The organism is Candidatus Pacearchaeota archaeon (assembly GCA_035404185.1).
Classification (GTDB): Bacteria; Patescibacteriota; Minisyncoccia; order Minisyncoccales; family Minisyncoccaceae; genus UBA2211.
The window spans coordinates 84,497-101,425 of sequence record DAONGN010000001.1; the positions used below are offsets into that span (position 1 = coordinate 84,497).

Sequence of the window (16,929 nt, forward strand, 5' to 3'; positions counted from 1 at the left end):
TTAAAAATAGTTAATATCCGACCTTTTTTCTTTTTATATTTTAATTTTATTAAATAATCACTTTATTGTCAATGAGTTTATTTTGGAACAGTCGTACTGATCTGGTATATCGGCAACAAGACAGCAGCAACTAAAAATCCAACCATTAACGCTAAACCAATAATTAATATCGGCTCAATAATGCTTGATAAAGAATCAACAAAAATATCTGTCTCTCTCTTATAAAACCTAACTACGTTAGCGAGAGAAGAGTCTAATCTTCCTGTTTTTTCTCCAACTGATACCATTTGTACGAATAAAGGAGAGATAACTTCGTTATATTGACCCAAAACCATACTTATACTTTCTCCTTTAACAACTCTGTCTCTTGTTTTAAGAATTGTATCTCTGTATATATTATTCCCTATTAAATTTGCTACCACCTCTAAAGCCTCGTTAATAGGAAGACCAGCAGAAATAAGAGTAGAAAAATTTTCTGCAAAACGTGTCAAGAAAAGATTCTTTAAAAATGGTCCAAAAATAGGAATTTTTATAGCAATTTTATCAAAAACATCTTTTCCTTTTATTGTTTTAGGATAATAGACAAAGAAAGCTGCTATTCCTATTATTCCTCCTATAGCTAGATACCAAAACTTAACAAAGAAATCAGAAATGGCTATAATTATTTTTGTTGCTATGGGAAGCTCTTGTCCCGATTCAATTAAAACCTTAACTAATCCAGGAATAACAAAAATCATTAAAACTATAAAAATCAAAACAAAAATAACCATAACTACCATTGGGTAAGTCGCCGCTCCTATCATTTTAGAACGAATAGCATATTCACTTTCTAGGTGATCAGCTACTTTATTCAAAATACTGGGAAGGTTTCCAGAAACTTCTGCTGATTTCATCATGTTGATATAAAAAGGAGAAAAGATTTGAGGAAATTTGCCAAAAGCCTTTGACATTTGAGTACCGCTCCTAACATCATTAGCAATAATATATATTTTTTCTTTGAAATCTTGATTCCTTGTTTGATCACCCAAAGCATCAATAGCTTCTGCTGGAGGGACATTTGAATCAATCATAATTGCAAGTTGTCTTGAAAACATGGCCACGTCTTTCATTGAAGTCCCGGAAAATAATTTAATACTAATCTTCTTGTTTAATACGTCTTTATTTTTTTCATCTTCTCCTTTAATTTCTATGGGAAAAAGGCCATTATTATTTAAAACCTCTAAAGCTGCCTCTTTTGAGGTAGCCTCTATTACTCCAGAATTATTTACTCCTTTTATATCTTTTGCTTGATAAAGATATTTCATATTAATTTTCTTAATTCTCTTAGATTGCTTGAAAATTTAGAAGCATTCTCTACCGTCACCAATCCTTTTCTAATTAATTCAGATAATGATCTGTTCATAGAAACCATTCCCGACTCAGAAGATGTTTCTATGACCAACGGTATTTCATATATCTTATTGTCTCTTATTAAATTAGAAATTGCGGGAGTATTCAGCATTATTTCACAAGCTGGAACAACTCTTCCATCAGTTGAAGGAACTAGCCTTTGTGAAATTATTCCAACCAAGGAACTGGCTAATTGCGCTCTAATTTGCGATTGTTGATCTCCATTGAAGTTATCTACTATCCTATGAATAGTTTGAGCAGCAGAATTGGTATGTAGAGTCGCAAAAACTAAATGTCCAGTTTCAGCCGCGGTAATTGCGGTTGCCATTGTTTCAGGATCTCTCATTTCTCCCACCATAATAACATCGGGGTCTTCTCTAAATGTTGATTTTAATGCTTGAGCAAAAGATAATGTATCTAAATGTAATTCTCTCTGATTAATTATTGACTTATCGTCCTTAAAAATATATTCAATCGGATCTTCAATGGTTATAATATGATTAGCTCGAGTATGATTTATCTCATCAACCAATGCAGCAAGAGTTGTACTTTTACCATGACTTGATGGTCCAACGACTAAAATAAAACCTTGAGTATATTCACAAAACTGATGAAGTCTAGTAGGAAGATTTAATTCTTCTAGTGTTCTAATATTTTCTGGAACAAGCCTTAAAGCAGCGCTGACTGTTCCTATTTGATAAAATATATTAACTCTAAATCTTGCTCTTCCTTCAAAATCATAAGAAAAATCTATTTCTTTATTCTTTTCAAAGCTTTCAATTTGTTCTTCGTTCATTAAGGCAAAAGAAATTCCTTTGGCATCTTCAGCAGTTAGGCAATCCCCCTTTAAACAAATCAATTCTCTATTTATTCTTAATACAGGAGGATGGCCCTCTGAAATATGAAGGTCCGAAGCATTATTCTTTATGGTCGCTTCTAAAAGCTGCTTAAGATATGTTTGATATTCCATTTTAAATTTGTTCTTGAATTGGTTCTTGCTGTTCTTCTGTTGTTCTAAATACTTCTTCAACAGATATTAATCCTTGAAGAGCTTTAATCATTGCATCCTGTCTCATCGTTATCATTCCTTGTCTTTTAGCCTCTTTTATAATATTTTGCTCAGACGGATCTTCAAGAATAGCCCTCTCTAACTCAGGAGTCATCTTTAATACTTCAAAAATACCAATTCTTCCTTTTTCTCCTTTATTATTACATTTAGAACACCCTTTTGGTTTATAAATATATATTGGGTTGGGAGCCGTAAAAAAACTTTTAGTAGTTTCGGGCATTTGGGATATTTCCTTCATTATCATTTTTTCTACTTCCTTGTTCGGTCTTACCTTTTCTTTACAATATGGACATAAACGATGTCCTAGTCTTTGGCCTATTACAATGTTTAGTGTTGCTGGTAAAAGAAAAGGTTTGATTTTCATATCAATCAATCTAGGAATTGCTCCAACAGCATTATTAGTGTGTAAGGTTGACAAGACAACGTGACCAGTCAAAGCAGCATGAGTAACCAAAGAAGCTGACTCTTCATCTCTGATTTCACCAACCATAATAATATCTGGATCTTGTCTAACTACCGATCTCAATCCTTGACTAAAGTCATATCCAATATCTGGTCTGATTTGTGATTGATTAACTCCTTTTACAAAATACTCAATTGGGTCTTCAAGAGTAACCACATTAACTTCTGGCTTGTTTAATTCTTGAAGGATAGAATATAGTGTTGTTGTTTTACCAGAACCAGTTGGTCCAGTTGATAATATTAATCCAAAAGGTTTAATAATAGCTTCTCTTAATGTTTTTAAATTATATCCCAAAACTCCTATTTCTTCATAAGTTTTTAATCCTTCAGAAGAATCAAGGACCCTAATTACAACTTTTTCCCCAAGCTTAGTTGGAAAAGTTGAAACTCTGAAATCAATATCTTTATTGTCTATTTTCGCTGAAAATCTTCCATCTTGAGGAACTCTCGTTTCATCAATTCTTAAATTAGAAACTATTTTAATTCTTGCTACTATTGAAGGATGAGTATGAATTGGTAAAAATAAAGAAGAATACAAGCTTCCATCCATTCTAAAACGTATCCTTAGCTGATTTTCTTCCGGCTCAATATGAATATCAGAAGCATTTCCATCAACAGCATGCCTTAAAATAACAGCTACCATTTTAATAATCGGGGCGTCTTCAGAAAGTCTTTCTGCTTTCGGCTTAGAGTCGGCTGAAAAAAGCTCAATACTATCATCCTCCCCTCCCAGTTCTGTCTCAAGAGCACTCAAGGCCTTACCTACTTCCTCTCTAATATTTCTATATTGTTTTAAAAAAACTTCAAAAGAATTAGCGCTAATAAGATATGTCTTATAAGTTATTTTATTTTGCCTAGCTAAAAAATTAAGTGCTTCTTTGGCTTTTATATCGTCTGGATTTACCACTCCAACTTCTAAAACATTTCCCTGAAGAGTTAATGGAACTATTTTGTAAAATCGGGCTGATTCTTCGGGAATCATTGATAGAACATTATTAGGAACTTCTAACACTTCGGCGTTCTCAAAAAAAGGCATATTAAATGTTTCTGCCTTGATTTTATTAAAATCATTTTCCCTGAGCAATTTTTTAGAAATTATGAATTCTTCCTCGCTCCCTTTAAAATTCTTGAATTCATTTTGCAATTCATCTCCTTGCTCTTTGGTTATTATTTTCTTTTCTAGTAATTTTTGTAAATAAATCATATTAAATTTTATTTAATGGGAGCGAAGGGATCATCTCTTCCCTTGGGAATATCTCCTGTGACCTCATTAAAAACATTTGAATCAGGAATGAATTTTAATTCTGTAAAAGCATTTGATGTTAAAAAATTTGTATCAACATCAATCTGAACATTTCCCGTGTTTGCGACTGGCAAAACATTTGTATCAGTTGAAACGACTTTAAATTTTAAAAAAGCAAAATAGCCAAGGATAATTACTCCAACTACTAAAATATAGGGAGCTATTTTTTCTAAAGCACTTTTATTTTTTTGATTTATTGATTCTTCCATGATTATAAATTAATAAGAATAAACATCTAATATTATGCTAAAATTATAATTATTAGCTACAACTTTGCCTTTTGATTTTTCTTGTGTAGTCGCTGAAGAGACAGCAATGCTTTTTATAGTAACTATTCTCGTCTGACCTTCAAATAAAGATAATAAATTTTTAAAATTATTATAAGTTCCTGAAACATTTAAATTAACTGCTGTTTTTCTAATTGATCCTTGTAAAACATCGCTATTTTGTTGAACTGATGTTTGTGTGGTCCCAACGACTTTGCTAGTTTTAGCTCCACTCTCAGTCGTAGTTTTTGCTTGTGACTGACTACTTGTTCCTTCTGGAAGAGAACTTGTCATTCCGTCTAAACTCATTCCACTTGATGCAACTATGGTTCTAAAAAAATTATTAATTTTAGGGGTAAAAAATAAAGACGAATCAAAATTAATTGCAATGCTATCTTTCTTTTGATCCCATCCAGCACTATTAAGAGCCTCTATCTTAGAATCAATATTGGCATAATAACTTTTCTTCGCACTGATTAAGGCTTCCATTTGTTTTATCTGGCTATCAACACTATTAATCTCTTGCCATTTAGAAAAAGCTAAAAAATATGCGATACCAATAGCTGAAATAAAAATAATAACTGATATTAGTACTTTTATGTTTTTTCTTTTTTTAATATCCATATTATTTTAAAACCTCAGGCTTTATAACTAATTCTAAATTAAATTTGACTAAACCATTTTCTGCCAAATTAACATTTGAAATTTGATAACTTTCAATGGTTGGTTCTACCTTCATAATGGCTATCTGTTGTATAACGTTTTGGAAACCATCTGTTGAACCAGACATGGTAATTTTTCTAGAAGTAACATCAAAAATAAATCCAGAAAAAACTACCTTTGGGTGAGTCCATCCTTGGAAAGAAGCAAAAAAACCAGAAATTTTAGGATTATTTTCAAAAAGAGTTTTAAAGTCTCCAATATATTTACCAGCCAACTTTAATTGCTCTTCTTTAGCTCTAATATCACTTCCAGCAAGAGTAGTGTATTCATTGTTAGATTTAACTAATTCAGCTTTTTTTTGGCTAAGAATAATATTATTAAAATAAAAATAAACACTTAAGGACATCAAAAAAACAATAATTGAAAAAACCAAAATAAGGTTTTCTTTGAAGTCTGCTTCTTTTTTTTCTGGCGTTATTTCAATTGCCATAATTATTTTTTAATTCTTTTATATATTATACTTGCTTATTCAAATTTTCTCAAGGCTTCCCCTAGCGCAATAGCATAATTCGAATTAATTTCTTTAATTTTTTTATCTAAAGCTGACGGATAAATAATATTTTTAAACGGTTCAGCTATTTCAACAACCAAATTTGAAGATTCGTTCTGTCTAAAAATTTTATCAAAATAATCTTTTACTCCTGGTAACATTGAAGTTCCTCCGGCTAAAATAACTTTCTCTACTGTTTTCCCTTCTTTTATTTCAAATTCTTTAATCAATGTTTTGGTTTTTTCAGATACAATAGATAGAATCGGTATTAGAATATGAGAAATTTTTGTATCTCCAGAATCAGTTAATCCTTCTCCTTTTTTTATCATTTCTGCTTCTCCAGCTGGAATATTTAAAGTTTCAGAAAGACTATAAGTTAAATCTTTACCAGCCACATCAAAACTGGAACTCATTTTCATAAATCCCTCATCAACTATATTAATATTAGTACTTTGAAATCCCATTTCTAATAAGCAAGTAGGGGGATCGCTCTCCTTGATTACTGCCCTCTTTAAGGCCATGGCTTCGGCTTCAAGAGCAACCAGCTCTAATCCAGCTTTTTCGGCAATAGTTTTATACTGTTCAACGATAATTTTAGGCACGGCCATTACTAAAACTCTATTTCTTTGTTTTAAAGATTCTTTATTCATTAACTGCCAATCCAAGACTAACTCTGATAATGGTAAGGGAATATATTTTCTTGCTTCAAAGCCAATAGCATTAGTTATTTCTTTTTTAGACATCGGTGGCAATTCAAATGTTGTAAAAAATGTTGCAAAGTCTGGCAAAGAAAAGACAACTTTCTTGGTTTTTATTCCAGTCTCCTCTATTATTCCTGCTATAGCTATTGCAATATTATTGACTGCTGGATTTAAATTTTTCCTGTCAAAAGATCTAAAAAATTGCTTGCAAGCAACATCTAAATTAACCTCTCCATAATTTTCTAGAGTTATTTTTCCCTTATTTTCTGATATTTCAACCGCTCTAATAACTTTTGTTCCAATATCAATACCCAAACTATTCTGCTTTTTTCCTTTTGCAAAAAACATATTAAAAATATTATAGCATTTTTAAATTAGTTGACAAATGCTATAATCACATAATACCATTTTTAAAAAAACAATGGAATACCTAAAAGCAATTTGGGACATAATTTTCCCTAAAAAGTGTATTAGCTGTGGAAGAGAAGGACAATATCTTTGTGAAGATTGTCTTTCTTTAATTTCGATCAATCCCTTTGAATATTGTTTGTGTGAAAAAATGGAAAAAAGAAATAAATGCGAAAATTGTAAAAACAAAAATCTTGATAAAATAATGTCGGCCACGTCTTTTGACAATAAAATCGTTAAAGATGCTATTCATAAATTAAAGTATGGGTATATAAAAGATTTAAGTATTCCCCTCGCCTTTCTTATTTTAAGCCACCTTAAAACTATTGATTGTCAAATTGACAACAGTTTTGTCATTATTCCCGTCCCTATGCATATTAAAAAGAAAAGAAAAAGAGGTTTTAATCAATCAGAAGAAATTGCCAAACTAATTTCTGAATCAACTAGGATTAAACTATCAACAAGTCTTATTAAAACAAAAGAAACAAAACCACAGATGGAATTAAATAAAAGTCAAAGGATTGAAAATATTAAAAACTGTTTCGCCATTACTAATAAAAAAGAGATTGAAAATAAAACTATTCTTCTCTTAGACGATGTGTATACTACAGGCACAACAATGAATGAATGTGCTAAGGTTTTAAAAGAAAACGGAGTTAAAGAGGTCTGGGGTTTAAGCGTTGCAAGGGAAATATAATTGGGTTGACCAATACTACTATTTTGTATATTATGACAACATATTGGAGAGGTGCCAGAGTGGTCGAATGGGGCACCCTGCTAAGGTGTTAGTTGCGAAAGCGACTCGAGGGTTCGAATCCCTCCCTCTCCGCCAATTTCCATTTTTTATAAAATCGGGAGCTAAATTTGATGATTTATTAGTAAACTTTTATGGAAGGCTTTGAAAAACAATTTAATCAACCTATACCGACAGAGGAAACAAAAACACCGGAACCTAAACAAGAAACTCCGTCTGCTTCAGAATTCATTCAAAAAACCTCAAAACATGAAAAAAAGGGAGGGCCGGGTTTATATGATGTTAATGAGGTTGATGGTGGTTTTGAAGTAACTATACCTGGGCTTTTTGATAAAAAACTCGAAGTAATAATTGGAACAAGTAAACAACGTTTTGAAACTAAAGAAGAAGCTGAGCAAGCCGCAGATCGAGCGCGAGAAAAAGAAAAATTATATTTTGAAAGAGCGTCTCTCGAAAAAACTTTTACAAAATATTTTTATAAAATTGACGAGACGCAAGACGGAAAATTTCGCGTTATACTTCCCGGACTTATTGATTCAAAAACTGGCTATTACGTCGGTACAACGCAGAAAGATTTCGAAGCCTGGCAACAAGCCAAAGATTATTTTTTACAACAAAGAGAGAATGAGGAAAGATTAACTCAAAAACCGCTCCTTGAAATTCAGACGTACCAAAATGAAAAAATCTCTTTTTCCGACCTCGACTCTTTTAATCCGCAAATTGCCCCTTCAGAAAAAACTCAAAAAATTCCCAAATCAATTGAAAAATACTTACTAAGCAAAGAAAAGCTTGCAGGCATAGAACCCGGAGCTTCGACCTACCAAGAAACAGTTAAAGAAAAAGACTGGGAAAGAAAATTATACTCTTTTATTTCTTCATATCTTGAAAAGGATGGGGCAGAAATGGTCAAACAATTAAGTATCGAAAGTTTGGATAGTCTCACTCCAAAACAAGCAATCGAATTGACGACACAAATTGTAATTGACCTAACAAAATATAAATGGAGTGATATAAAAGAACAGAAAGTAGGCACAAAACCTGAAAAAACAAAAGCCGACCAAAACACTGCTTTACAACTTTTAAGAGAGGGCTTATTGAGAAGAAATGATTATGATTGGGAAGGTAATGGAGTATGCAGAAATTTTGCTAGTTCGGTAAAGGCTGTTTTTGAAGCGCTAAAAAATAATCAAACAAACTTTAGCCAGCTTCGTAACACCTATTGCACATATGAAAATAGTACAGAAATTTTTGCTCCTAAACGAGAAAAGAAAAATATCTTTGATTTGAACAAAACCAGTCACGCTTGGAATACGTTTGTAACAATTTCAAAAGAAGGAGCGGCAAACGCAGTTATTGTTGATGCAACCTGGGCAAAGCGGAATTTAGAAACTAAGAAGGTCGAAAAATTGGACTACACACTTACACGCATGGAACCAATCATAAATGCGGTCGGACAAGAACTTAAAGAAAGCACGCCTAATAAAGAGGAACAGTTAAAACACATTCTGTCGTTTTATATGCTCAAAATGGAAAAGCCGAGCAATATAGGTGGCCTTGTAAGTCCAGAAGAAGAAAAACAATTTTTTACAACAAGAGCATTAAAATTAATGGCGCTCCAAGGAGTGCCACAAGAATTACCAAGGCCGCTTGTCGAAGCTGTCGGACAAGAATATTTAAGGATCGCTGATAGTGCAGACAAATTAGAGATTGAAACTATTTATAAAATTTCGCAAAACAATCCCGAATTAGATTTTATAAATATTTTCAAAAATTATTTAAAAGATAAACAACTTTCAAATTATCATGCTGATGCCTTAATTTTTAAAAACGATGATTTGCAAAGAATGGCTTTTGAAGAAATAAAACTCGACAATGGTTTTAGTAAATTATTAAAAGACAGTCCAAAATTTAGGATACGCATGAGAGAAGTTTTGCCTAAATTGTTTATAGATTTTTCGCCAACAACAAAACCAGAAGATGCGGCAGAGTTAAAATATATAATAGGCAGTCAATCGATGTTAAGAAATTATGAGTATATGATTGACCCCCAAAAACTATCAGAAAATGAAATAAAAAGTTTTTTTGAGAAAGCGCGACAGTTATTAAAAACTGCGAATCCGCAAAAATACAACGATAACTTTACCAAGCTTGATGATTATCAATTAGTTAAGCAATTTGATAAAATTTATAGAGAGTTAGAAATATAAAAACGGCATTCTACAGAACTAAAAAGGGCTATCTCCCCCACTCATACGCATACAATATTAAACTCTACGATAACTTATTAAATTAAACTTATGGAAGGTGAAAAAATGTTTTATCCAGAATATCAAGAAAAAGAACCGAAGAACCTTTTACTCGAAGGCCCTGAATTAGCTTCACCTGAAAAAGAAATAAAACAAGAGGGCGAAATGAGTTTCTCTTTTTCTTCTGACACCAGACGATATTATCTTGGCAACGAAGACGATCAGCCATTTTTTAGGATTGAGTATTTTGATTCATTGCCAGATGAATTAAGCGACGAAGAAAAAGAAAAATTTACAAAAGAAACGAGAGGATGGGGCAAAAATGAAAAAACGGTTTATGTTTTGAAATACGGTAAGATACCGGAGCCAAAAGAAGAAACGAAAGAGCTCGACCCAAATAAAAACAAAAAATATCGTGTTGCCCTGCCTAGAGATTTTGGAAGAGACATGATTAATGATTTTTTTTCCAATGACGAACATAAACAAGTTATGGGCGATATTTTGACAAAAATTTTAAAATTTAAACCCGAAAAAGCTTCACAAATGGTCGAGCAGACTTTCGAAACTTTTCGCGAACAAGACAACGAAACAATTCACGATCTTTTTGATCAATTCTCAAAAGAAAATATAGAAAAAATTAGATCTGAAATTAGAGAAATAATGCTACCTGAACCGAAAGAAATTAAATTAGTAAGGCTAGTTGATATCTTAAAAAATAAAAAAGTCCTATTTTATACTGGTGCAGGTATTTCAATGGCAAGCGGGGTCCATAGCATGAATCAATTGCACGAAACACTAGGAATTGAAATGTCAGAAAAAATAGACGACTTACTTAAAAAAGCTGTTACTAACCCCCAGAGCGTAATTGAATCATGGGAAGAATTTACAAAAGCCACTGTTGAAAAGCCCCCGACGCCTACCCATCAATCACTTGGCAAGCTTGCTCAAAAATTAAATTCACAAATTATTACTGAAAATGTTGACCATTTACAAGAAAAAACAGGTGTAAAAGCGATTCATCTAACGGGCCCTTGGCTGAAAGAAAATATCCAGCCAGAATGGTTAAAAGATATTGATGCAGTAATTACGGTTGGTTTAAGTTATGATGACAGAGGCTTCCTTGGCTGGTACAAAGAAAACAATCCGAATGGAAAAATTATTGCGGTCAATTTAAGCCAACCTCCCTATCTAGGAGATGAAGATTTTATGCTGAAAGGAGATTGTCAAAAAATTATTCCGGAATTAGGAAAAGCATTTAATGAAAATAAATAAAAAATTTAATAAAATAAGCAACATAATCGATCATGGATTTAATCAATATCATTCTTCATATAGACACTTATTTAACCGACATTGTTAATGTCTACGGAGCCCTCTCGTATATTTTATTATTCGCCACTATTTTTATTGAAACCGGATTAGTCTTCATGCCTTTCCTGCCTGGCGATTCCTTACTCTTTGCTGCTGGAGCAATTTCAGCCATTAGCTCATTAAATATCTGTTTCTTGATTGTAGTACTATTCTTAGCCGCCTTTTTGGGAGACACCACAAATTATTTTATTGGAAAATATTTTGGCGAAAAAATATCCAATAGAATGAATCAAAAATATTTGATTGAAACTCAAGACTTTTATAATAAATACGGAGGCACAACTATCTTCCTTGCCCGCTTTGTTCCTATCGTCAGAACTTTCGCTCCATTTGTCGCTGGCTTAGGAAAAATGGACTACAAGAAATTTATCGCTTACAATGCAACTGGAGGATTAGCCTGGGTTCTGCTTTTTACCCTATTAGGATACTTTTTAGGCAATACCCCCCAGATCAAAGCGAACTTCTCAATCATCGTCATTTTAATCATTTTAATATCTCTAATTCCGGTTGCATTTAAGTTTATCAAAAAATCAAAATAATATGAGCAAGAAAAAATATTACGCCTATTCTCTAAACGGAAAACATGGCATCACTGATAATTGGCCGGAATGCCAGAAAATTGTTTCGGGAATGGAAAATGCTAAATACAAAGGATTTGAGACTAAAGACCAGGCAGAAAGATGGCTTGATTTAGGCGCTGACTATAAAACAAAAAATACTGCCTCAATAAAAGGAATATATTTTGATGCAGGGACCGGAGCTGGCAAGGGAGTTGAAACTAGCGTTACCGATGAAAATGGAAATAGTTTATTAAATATTGTCATGAAAAAGAAGGATATTGATGAAAAAGGCAATCACTTGATTGTTGATAATGTCACCAATAACTTTGGAGAATTATTAGCTTGTAAATACGCTTTAGAAATAGCCTTAAAGAAAAACATTAAAAACGTCTTCGGGGACAGCAAGCTAATAATTGATTATTGGTCAAAAGGATACATCAAAAAAGAAATGCCCGAAGAAACTATTTCCCTAAGCAATGAAGTCAAAAAATTAAGATATGCTTTTGAAAAAGAAGGTGGAAAAATAGAACATATTTCTGGAGGAAGCAACCCCGCTGATCTAGGTTTTCACAGAGGATAATAAATTGACAATTAACTCCTTTTTATATATTATTTCCCTATCACGGAGGGATGCCAGAGCGGTTGAATGGGATAGTCTTGAAAACTATTGTGGGGAAACCTACCGAGGGTTCGAATCCCTCTCCCTCCTCCAGTTATAAAATCATTAAAATGGAAACACAAAGACCAAAAGTAGGCGTTGCCATTATTATTGAAAGAGATAATAAAATTCTTTTAGGCAAGAGAAAAGGCTCTCATGGAAACGGCTCATGGGCTTTTCCTGGTGGACATTTGGAATTCAATGAAACGATTGAAGATTGTGCTAAAAGAGAAGTAATAGAAGAAACTGGACTAATTGTTAATAATATTAGAAAAGATACCTTTACTAACGACATAATGAAAGAAGAAAACAAACATTATATCACCTGTTTTGTTAGGGCCGATTGCAACTCAGGAGAGCCAAAAATAATGGAACCTGAAAGATGCGAAAAATGGGGTTGGTTCAAATGGAATGAATTACCTAGTCCGCTCTTTATTCCCTTCCAAAATTATTTAAAAGAAAATAAACATTACTAAAATAGTAATGTTTTCTTTTTTATTATCGCTTGTTTTTAATCTCTTTTTTGTATAGTATAGAAATACGCCCCCGTAGTTCAATGGATAGAATACCAGCTTGCGGAGCTTGCGATAGAGGTTCGAATCCTCTCGAGGGCACCACTACATAATAGAAATAGACATACTTTAATCATACTCCTGCAATAGAGGTATCGATTATATCAAAAATTTTGAGAAAATTGCGAAAACCCTTAGTATCTCTTAAGATAATTTAATAAATTAAAATAGTAAACAAAATTATATGGTCAATAAACAAATTATAGACTATGTTCAAAGATCGCTTGAGGGAGGATATTCGGTCGAGCAAATAAACTCGGCTCTTGCTATGCAGGGGTGGAACCAAACTGAAATAAACGAGGCGTTATTGAAGGCTCAAGAAATTATACAGCAGAAATCAATCAAGCTAGTCGTACCACCTGCTCCACCGAAAAATTCTGAATGGAACATTGAATTAAAAAGTTTATCAGCCTCACAGATTTTACTGTATCTCGGTGGACTAATTGTTGTTCTTGCAGGGACAATTTATATCGGTATTAATTGGTCGCAATGGGGTTCGATGGCGCGTATTTTTGCAATTCTCCTTCCAATATTAATTTGTTATGGAGTTGGCTCGCCTATGTTCTTTAGTAATGAACACAAGAAACAAAGTATTGTATTTTTGGTTGTTGGTTCATTGCTTTTCCCTTTCTTTCTGTCAATTATCTTTAAAGAATTGGAAATATTCCCCAAACCATTTAGCAATAACTTCAATCTAACTATTTCATTTTTGTCTTTTATTTTATATCTTGTTTCCAGTTTTATTTTCCGTTTTCCCATCTGGGCCTTTCTTTATCAGGCCGCAGGTCTTTTTGTTTATTATTTCTTCCTCGGACTCATTGGTATTGAAAACTTTTTTGAAAAACCCGCAATAGCTTGGCTATTTCTTATTCCCGGAACAGTATACTTATTACTAAGTTTATTTTATGATAAAAATGAAAGAAAAGATGAAGGAAATTATTCTTATACCATTGGGGCTTCAGTTCTCGTTCTTTCTTTCATTAGACTATTTGGAGAAACATTTTCTTATAACAAGGAACATCTAGCTTATCTGCTCTTCTTCTTCGGAGTGGCATATTTTCTCCTTGGTATTTTTTATGAAAAAATCAATTTCAAAAAATATTGCGAAGCCCCGTATTTTATTGGAGCAGGAATTGTTTTCTTCTCACTTTTCCGACTCGCTATTAATGGTACTCTATTAAAAGATTTTACTGGAAATATGACAATTAACGATCATAATATTATAGGTTGGTCAAATATTGTTGTCGGTTTAATTTATCTTGTGTTTGCATATATTGTTGAAAAGTTAAAAAACATTCAACTTGAAGAGGCACCGAAATATAAAGAATTCTTTAATCTCGTGGGGCCGTTTTTCGTTCTTGGTGCGATATTTTATCTTGGGCTTGATGGCAAAAAACCAATTTACGAAACTTTGCTTTTATTGTCTAGCTTAGGATTTATCTTTGGAAGTATTCCAAAACTTGCACGACAATATCTTCTCGTTGGGACATTGTTCTTAATAATTTACATTTTTTCAATCGGTGGAGAATATTTCCAAAACGAAGTTGGCTGGCCAATCACACTCTTTGTTGCTGGTCTTGCTTCAATGGGAATCAGTATTGTGATGGAGAAAGTTAGACGAAAATATTTTACAGTTGCAAAGGTTTAGTGGTGCATCATTTTCGGTAATAATAAATTCGGTGACGGAAAGCAAAGAGGAATAAGAATTCATTCCTTCTTTAACCACTTTTCCTTTTGCCCATGCGATCGTTTAGAATCATATATGCCACATTTCATGCGCCAACCGTTCATTTTTTATTAAAAATGTTTAAGCATATAATTGAATAATCCCGTATATGAATTTCTCAACCAAAATAGAAGAAATTCCTCGCGTCGGAACAGTTTACGGCAAAAGACTTAAAGCCATGGGCATTAAAACTTTGGCTGATTTAATTTACTATTTTCCGCGAGAATACAAAGACTTCTCTAAGATATCTAAGATAAAAGATATTAAGATAAATGAAAAAGCTTGCGTCCAAGGAAAAATCATTTCTCTTGAGCAAAACAAAACTTGGGTTAAAAGAATGATTATCACAACTGCTTTAATTCAAGATGATACTGGAGCAATAGAAGCTGTCTGGTTTAACCAGCCATATATAGGAAAAATATTAAAGGTTGGAGATGAAATTATTCTAGCCGGGAAACTTTCTTTTCAAAATAGAACTATCCAGCTCTCCTCCCCTATTTATGAAAAAATATCTTTAAAAGAAACTGTTCATTTGGGAAGAATAATGTCTGTTTATATTGAATCGCAAAATGTTTCTTCAAAATATTTAAGATATATTCTTAAACCAATTATTGAAAATATTAAAAACAAAGTTCCTGAAACTTTGCCTGAAGAAATATTAAAAAAATACGAACTTCTTCCATTAAAAAAAGCCTTAGAGCAAATTCATTTTCCTGATTCTCTTGAGCTAGCAAAAAAAGCTGAGGAAAGGTTTTCTTTTGAACAAATATTCTTCATTTCTCTTTTTAATTTAAGAAAAAAGTTAGAAATAAAAAAGGAAGAATCTCAAGCAATTCCAATAAATAAAGAACTAATAGAAAGAGTTAAAGCCTCTCTTCCTTTTGAACTAACTAAGGCCCAAAAGAAAACCCTGAATGAAATATTGAAAGATATGGAAAATCCAAACCCAATGAATAGATTGTTGCAGGGAGATGTTGGCTCAGGAAAAACTGCCGTTGCTGCTTTAGCTTCAATCAATGCCGTCAAAGCAAAAACTCAAGTTGTTTTAATGGCTCCAACCGAGATACTAGTGAAACAACACTTTAAAACTTTTTTCCAAATGCTTAAAAATTTTAATTTAAACGTTGGATTGCTAACTGGAAAAGAAGATAAATATTATTCAAAAAAGCTCCACTCTGATACTATTGAAATATCGAGAAATAAACTATTAGAAAAAGTTGAAAATGGAGATATTGATATTTTGATTGGAACTCAAGCTTTAATTGTTAGCAGCAAAAAGAAAAAAGAAGAACAAAAGGTAAAATTCAAAAATTTGGGATTAGTAATTGTTGACGAACAGCACCGTTTTGGAGTCAAACAAAGAGCGGCTCTTTCTAAAAAATACGATAACAAAATTCCCCACTTACTTTCTATGACCGCTACCCCCATTCCCCGAACTCTAGCGTTGACTGTTTGGGGAGATTTAGATTTATCAATTATCGATGAAATGCCTAAAAATAGAAAAAAAATTATTACTGAAATTGTTTCTGAAAAACAAAGAATTAAAAAATACGAATTTATTAAAAAAGAAATATCTAAAGGAGGACAAGTTTTTGTTGTCTGTCCAAGAATAGAATCAGAAAAAGAGGAAGAGGAAATCAAAACCGTTAAAAAAGAATATAATTATCTTTCTCGTGATGTTTTTCCTGAATCTAAATTAGCCATGCTTCACGGAAAAATGACTAGTAAAGAAAAGGATAAAACAATGAAAGACTTCAGAAGTAAAAAATATGATATTCTTGTTTCTACTTCGGTAATAGAAGTAGGAATTGATATTCCTAATGCTACCGTCATGATGATTGAAGGCAGCGATAGATTTGGCTTAGCTCAATTACATCAATTCAGGGGTCGAGTCGGAAGAGGAAATCAACAATCATATTGCTTACTTTTTACTGATTCGAAAAGTAAAAAAACAAGAGAAAGATTAGAAGCAATGATTAAATATGATAACGGATTTAAACTTTCAGAAATGGATCTAAAATTAAGAGGTCCTGGAGACTTTTTTGGCGTAAGACAATGGGGACTGCCTGACTTCGCTATGTCCGCTCTGAAGGACCTAAACAGCATAAAGAGAGCGAGAGAAGCAGCGGAAGAAGCATTTCCTCAAATAGAAAAAAACCCTCTCTTAAAAAGAAGGTTAGAGGCTTTTGAGGAAAAGGTTCATTTGGAATAAAATAAAAAGCCAAGACATT

15 protein-coding genes and 3 tRNA genes are annotated in these 16,929 nt (G+C 32.6%); 11 read left to right on the forward strand and 7 right to left on the reverse strand.

The window, feature by feature from the left end; genetic code table 11:
* Positions 1-77: 77 nt before the first annotated feature.
* From PLD14_00455 to pilM, 7 genes are read right to left on the reverse strand one after another with little or no spacing between them, the layout of a single operon-like run.
* Positions 78-1,304: a type II secretion system F family protein gene (locus tag PLD14_00455; protein ID HPR79686.1), complete on the reverse strand. Its 1,227-nt coding sequence runs from the start codon at positions 1,302-1,304 to the stop codon at positions 78-80.
* A complete protein-coding gene (locus tag PLD14_00460; protein ID HPR79687.1) occupies positions 1,301-2,359 on the reverse strand; it encodes a type IV pilus twitching motility protein PilT in 1,059 nt (352 codons plus the stop codon). The genes PLD14_00455 and PLD14_00460 overlap by 4 nt, the downstream gene beginning before the upstream one ends.
* Before the next feature lies 1 nt (position 2,360).
* Positions 2,361-4,124: a GspE/PulE family protein gene (locus PLD14_00465; GenBank protein HPR79688.1), complete on the reverse strand. Its 1,764-nt coding sequence runs from the start codon at positions 4,122-4,124 to the stop codon at positions 2,361-2,363.
* Positions 4,125-4,132: 8 nt separating this feature from the next.
* Positions 4,133-4,432 carry a hypothetical protein gene (locus PLD14_00470; protein HPR79689.1) on the reverse strand — a complete coding sequence of 100 codons (300 nt, stop codon included), beginning with the start codon at positions 4,430-4,432 and terminating at the stop codon, positions 4,133-4,135.
* A gap of 9 nt (positions 4,433-4,441) precedes the next feature.
* Positions 4,442-5,113 carry a type 4a pilus biogenesis protein PilO gene (gene pilO / locus PLD14_00475; GenBank protein ID HPR79690.1) on the reverse strand — a complete coding sequence of 224 codons (672 nt, stop codon included), beginning with the start codon at positions 5,111-5,113 and terminating at the stop codon, positions 4,442-4,444.
* Between the two features lies 1 nt (position 5,114).
* Positions 5,115-5,642, reverse strand: coding sequence for a hypothetical protein (locus tag PLD14_00480; protein ID HPR79691.1), 528 nt, complete (start codon positions 5,640-5,642; stop codon positions 5,115-5,117).
* 35 nt (positions 5,643-5,677) lie between these two features.
* Entirely contained in the window at positions 5,678-6,751 is a 1,074-nt protein-coding gene (gene pilM, locus PLD14_00485) for a type IV pilus assembly protein PilM (GenBank protein ID HPR79692.1), read from the reverse strand.
* A 73-nt stretch (positions 6,752-6,824) separates the two neighbouring features.
* Between pilM and PLD14_00490 the strand changes: the two genes are divergently transcribed.
* The 11 genes from PLD14_00490 to recG all read left to right on the forward strand — a co-directional run bounded on the left by PLD14_00490 (position 6,825) and on the right by recG (position 16,910).
* Entirely contained in the window at positions 6,825-7,508 is a 684-nt protein-coding gene (locus PLD14_00490) for a ComF family protein (GenBank protein ID HPR79693.1), read from the forward strand.
* A gap of 45 nt (positions 7,509-7,553) precedes the next feature.
* Positions 7,554-7,643, forward strand: a tRNA-Ser gene (locus PLD14_00495).
* 56 nt (positions 7,644-7,699) lie between these two features.
* On the forward strand, positions 7,700-9,772 hold the full coding sequence (locus PLD14_00500; protein ID HPR79694.1) for a hypothetical protein: 2,073 nt from the start codon (positions 7,700-7,702) through the stop codon (positions 9,770-9,772).
* 90 nt (positions 9,773-9,862) lie between these two features.
* Positions 9,863-11,083 (forward strand): Sir2 family NAD-dependent protein deacetylase, encoded by a 1,221-nt coding sequence (locus PLD14_00505; protein ID HPR79695.1) that lies wholly within the window; start codon positions 9,863-9,865, stop codon positions 11,081-11,083.
* 32 nt (positions 11,084-11,115) lie between these two features.
* Positions 11,116-11,721: a VTT domain-containing protein gene (locus tag PLD14_00510; protein ID HPR79696.1), complete on the forward strand. Its 606-nt coding sequence runs from the start codon at positions 11,116-11,118 to the stop codon at positions 11,719-11,721.
* A gap of 1 nt (position 11,722) precedes the next feature.
* Positions 11,723-12,322: a ribonuclease H family protein gene (locus tag PLD14_00515; GenBank protein HPR79697.1), complete on the forward strand. Its 600-nt coding sequence runs from the start codon at positions 11,723-11,725 to the stop codon at positions 12,320-12,322.
* A gap of 44 nt (positions 12,323-12,366) precedes the next feature.
* Positions 12,367-12,454: transfer RNA gene (locus PLD14_00520), tRNA-Ser, on the forward strand.
* Between the two features lie 17 nt (positions 12,455-12,471).
* Entirely contained in the window at positions 12,472-12,876 is a 405-nt protein-coding gene (locus PLD14_00525) for an NUDIX hydrolase (GenBank protein HPR79698.1), read from the forward strand.
* 66 nt (positions 12,877-12,942) lie between these two features.
* Positions 12,943-13,017 (forward strand) — tRNA-Arg (locus PLD14_00530).
* A 139-nt stretch (positions 13,018-13,156) separates the two neighbouring features.
* Positions 13,157-14,620 (forward strand): hypothetical protein, encoded by a 1,464-nt coding sequence (locus tag PLD14_00535; GenBank protein ID HPR79699.1) that lies wholly within the window; start codon positions 13,157-13,159, stop codon positions 14,618-14,620.
* 187 nt (positions 14,621-14,807) lie between these two features.
* Entirely contained in the window at positions 14,808-16,910 is a 2,103-nt protein-coding gene (gene recG, locus PLD14_00540; protein HPR79700.1) for an ATP-dependent DNA helicase RecG, read from the forward strand.
* Positions 16,911-16,929: the final 19 nt, after the last annotated feature.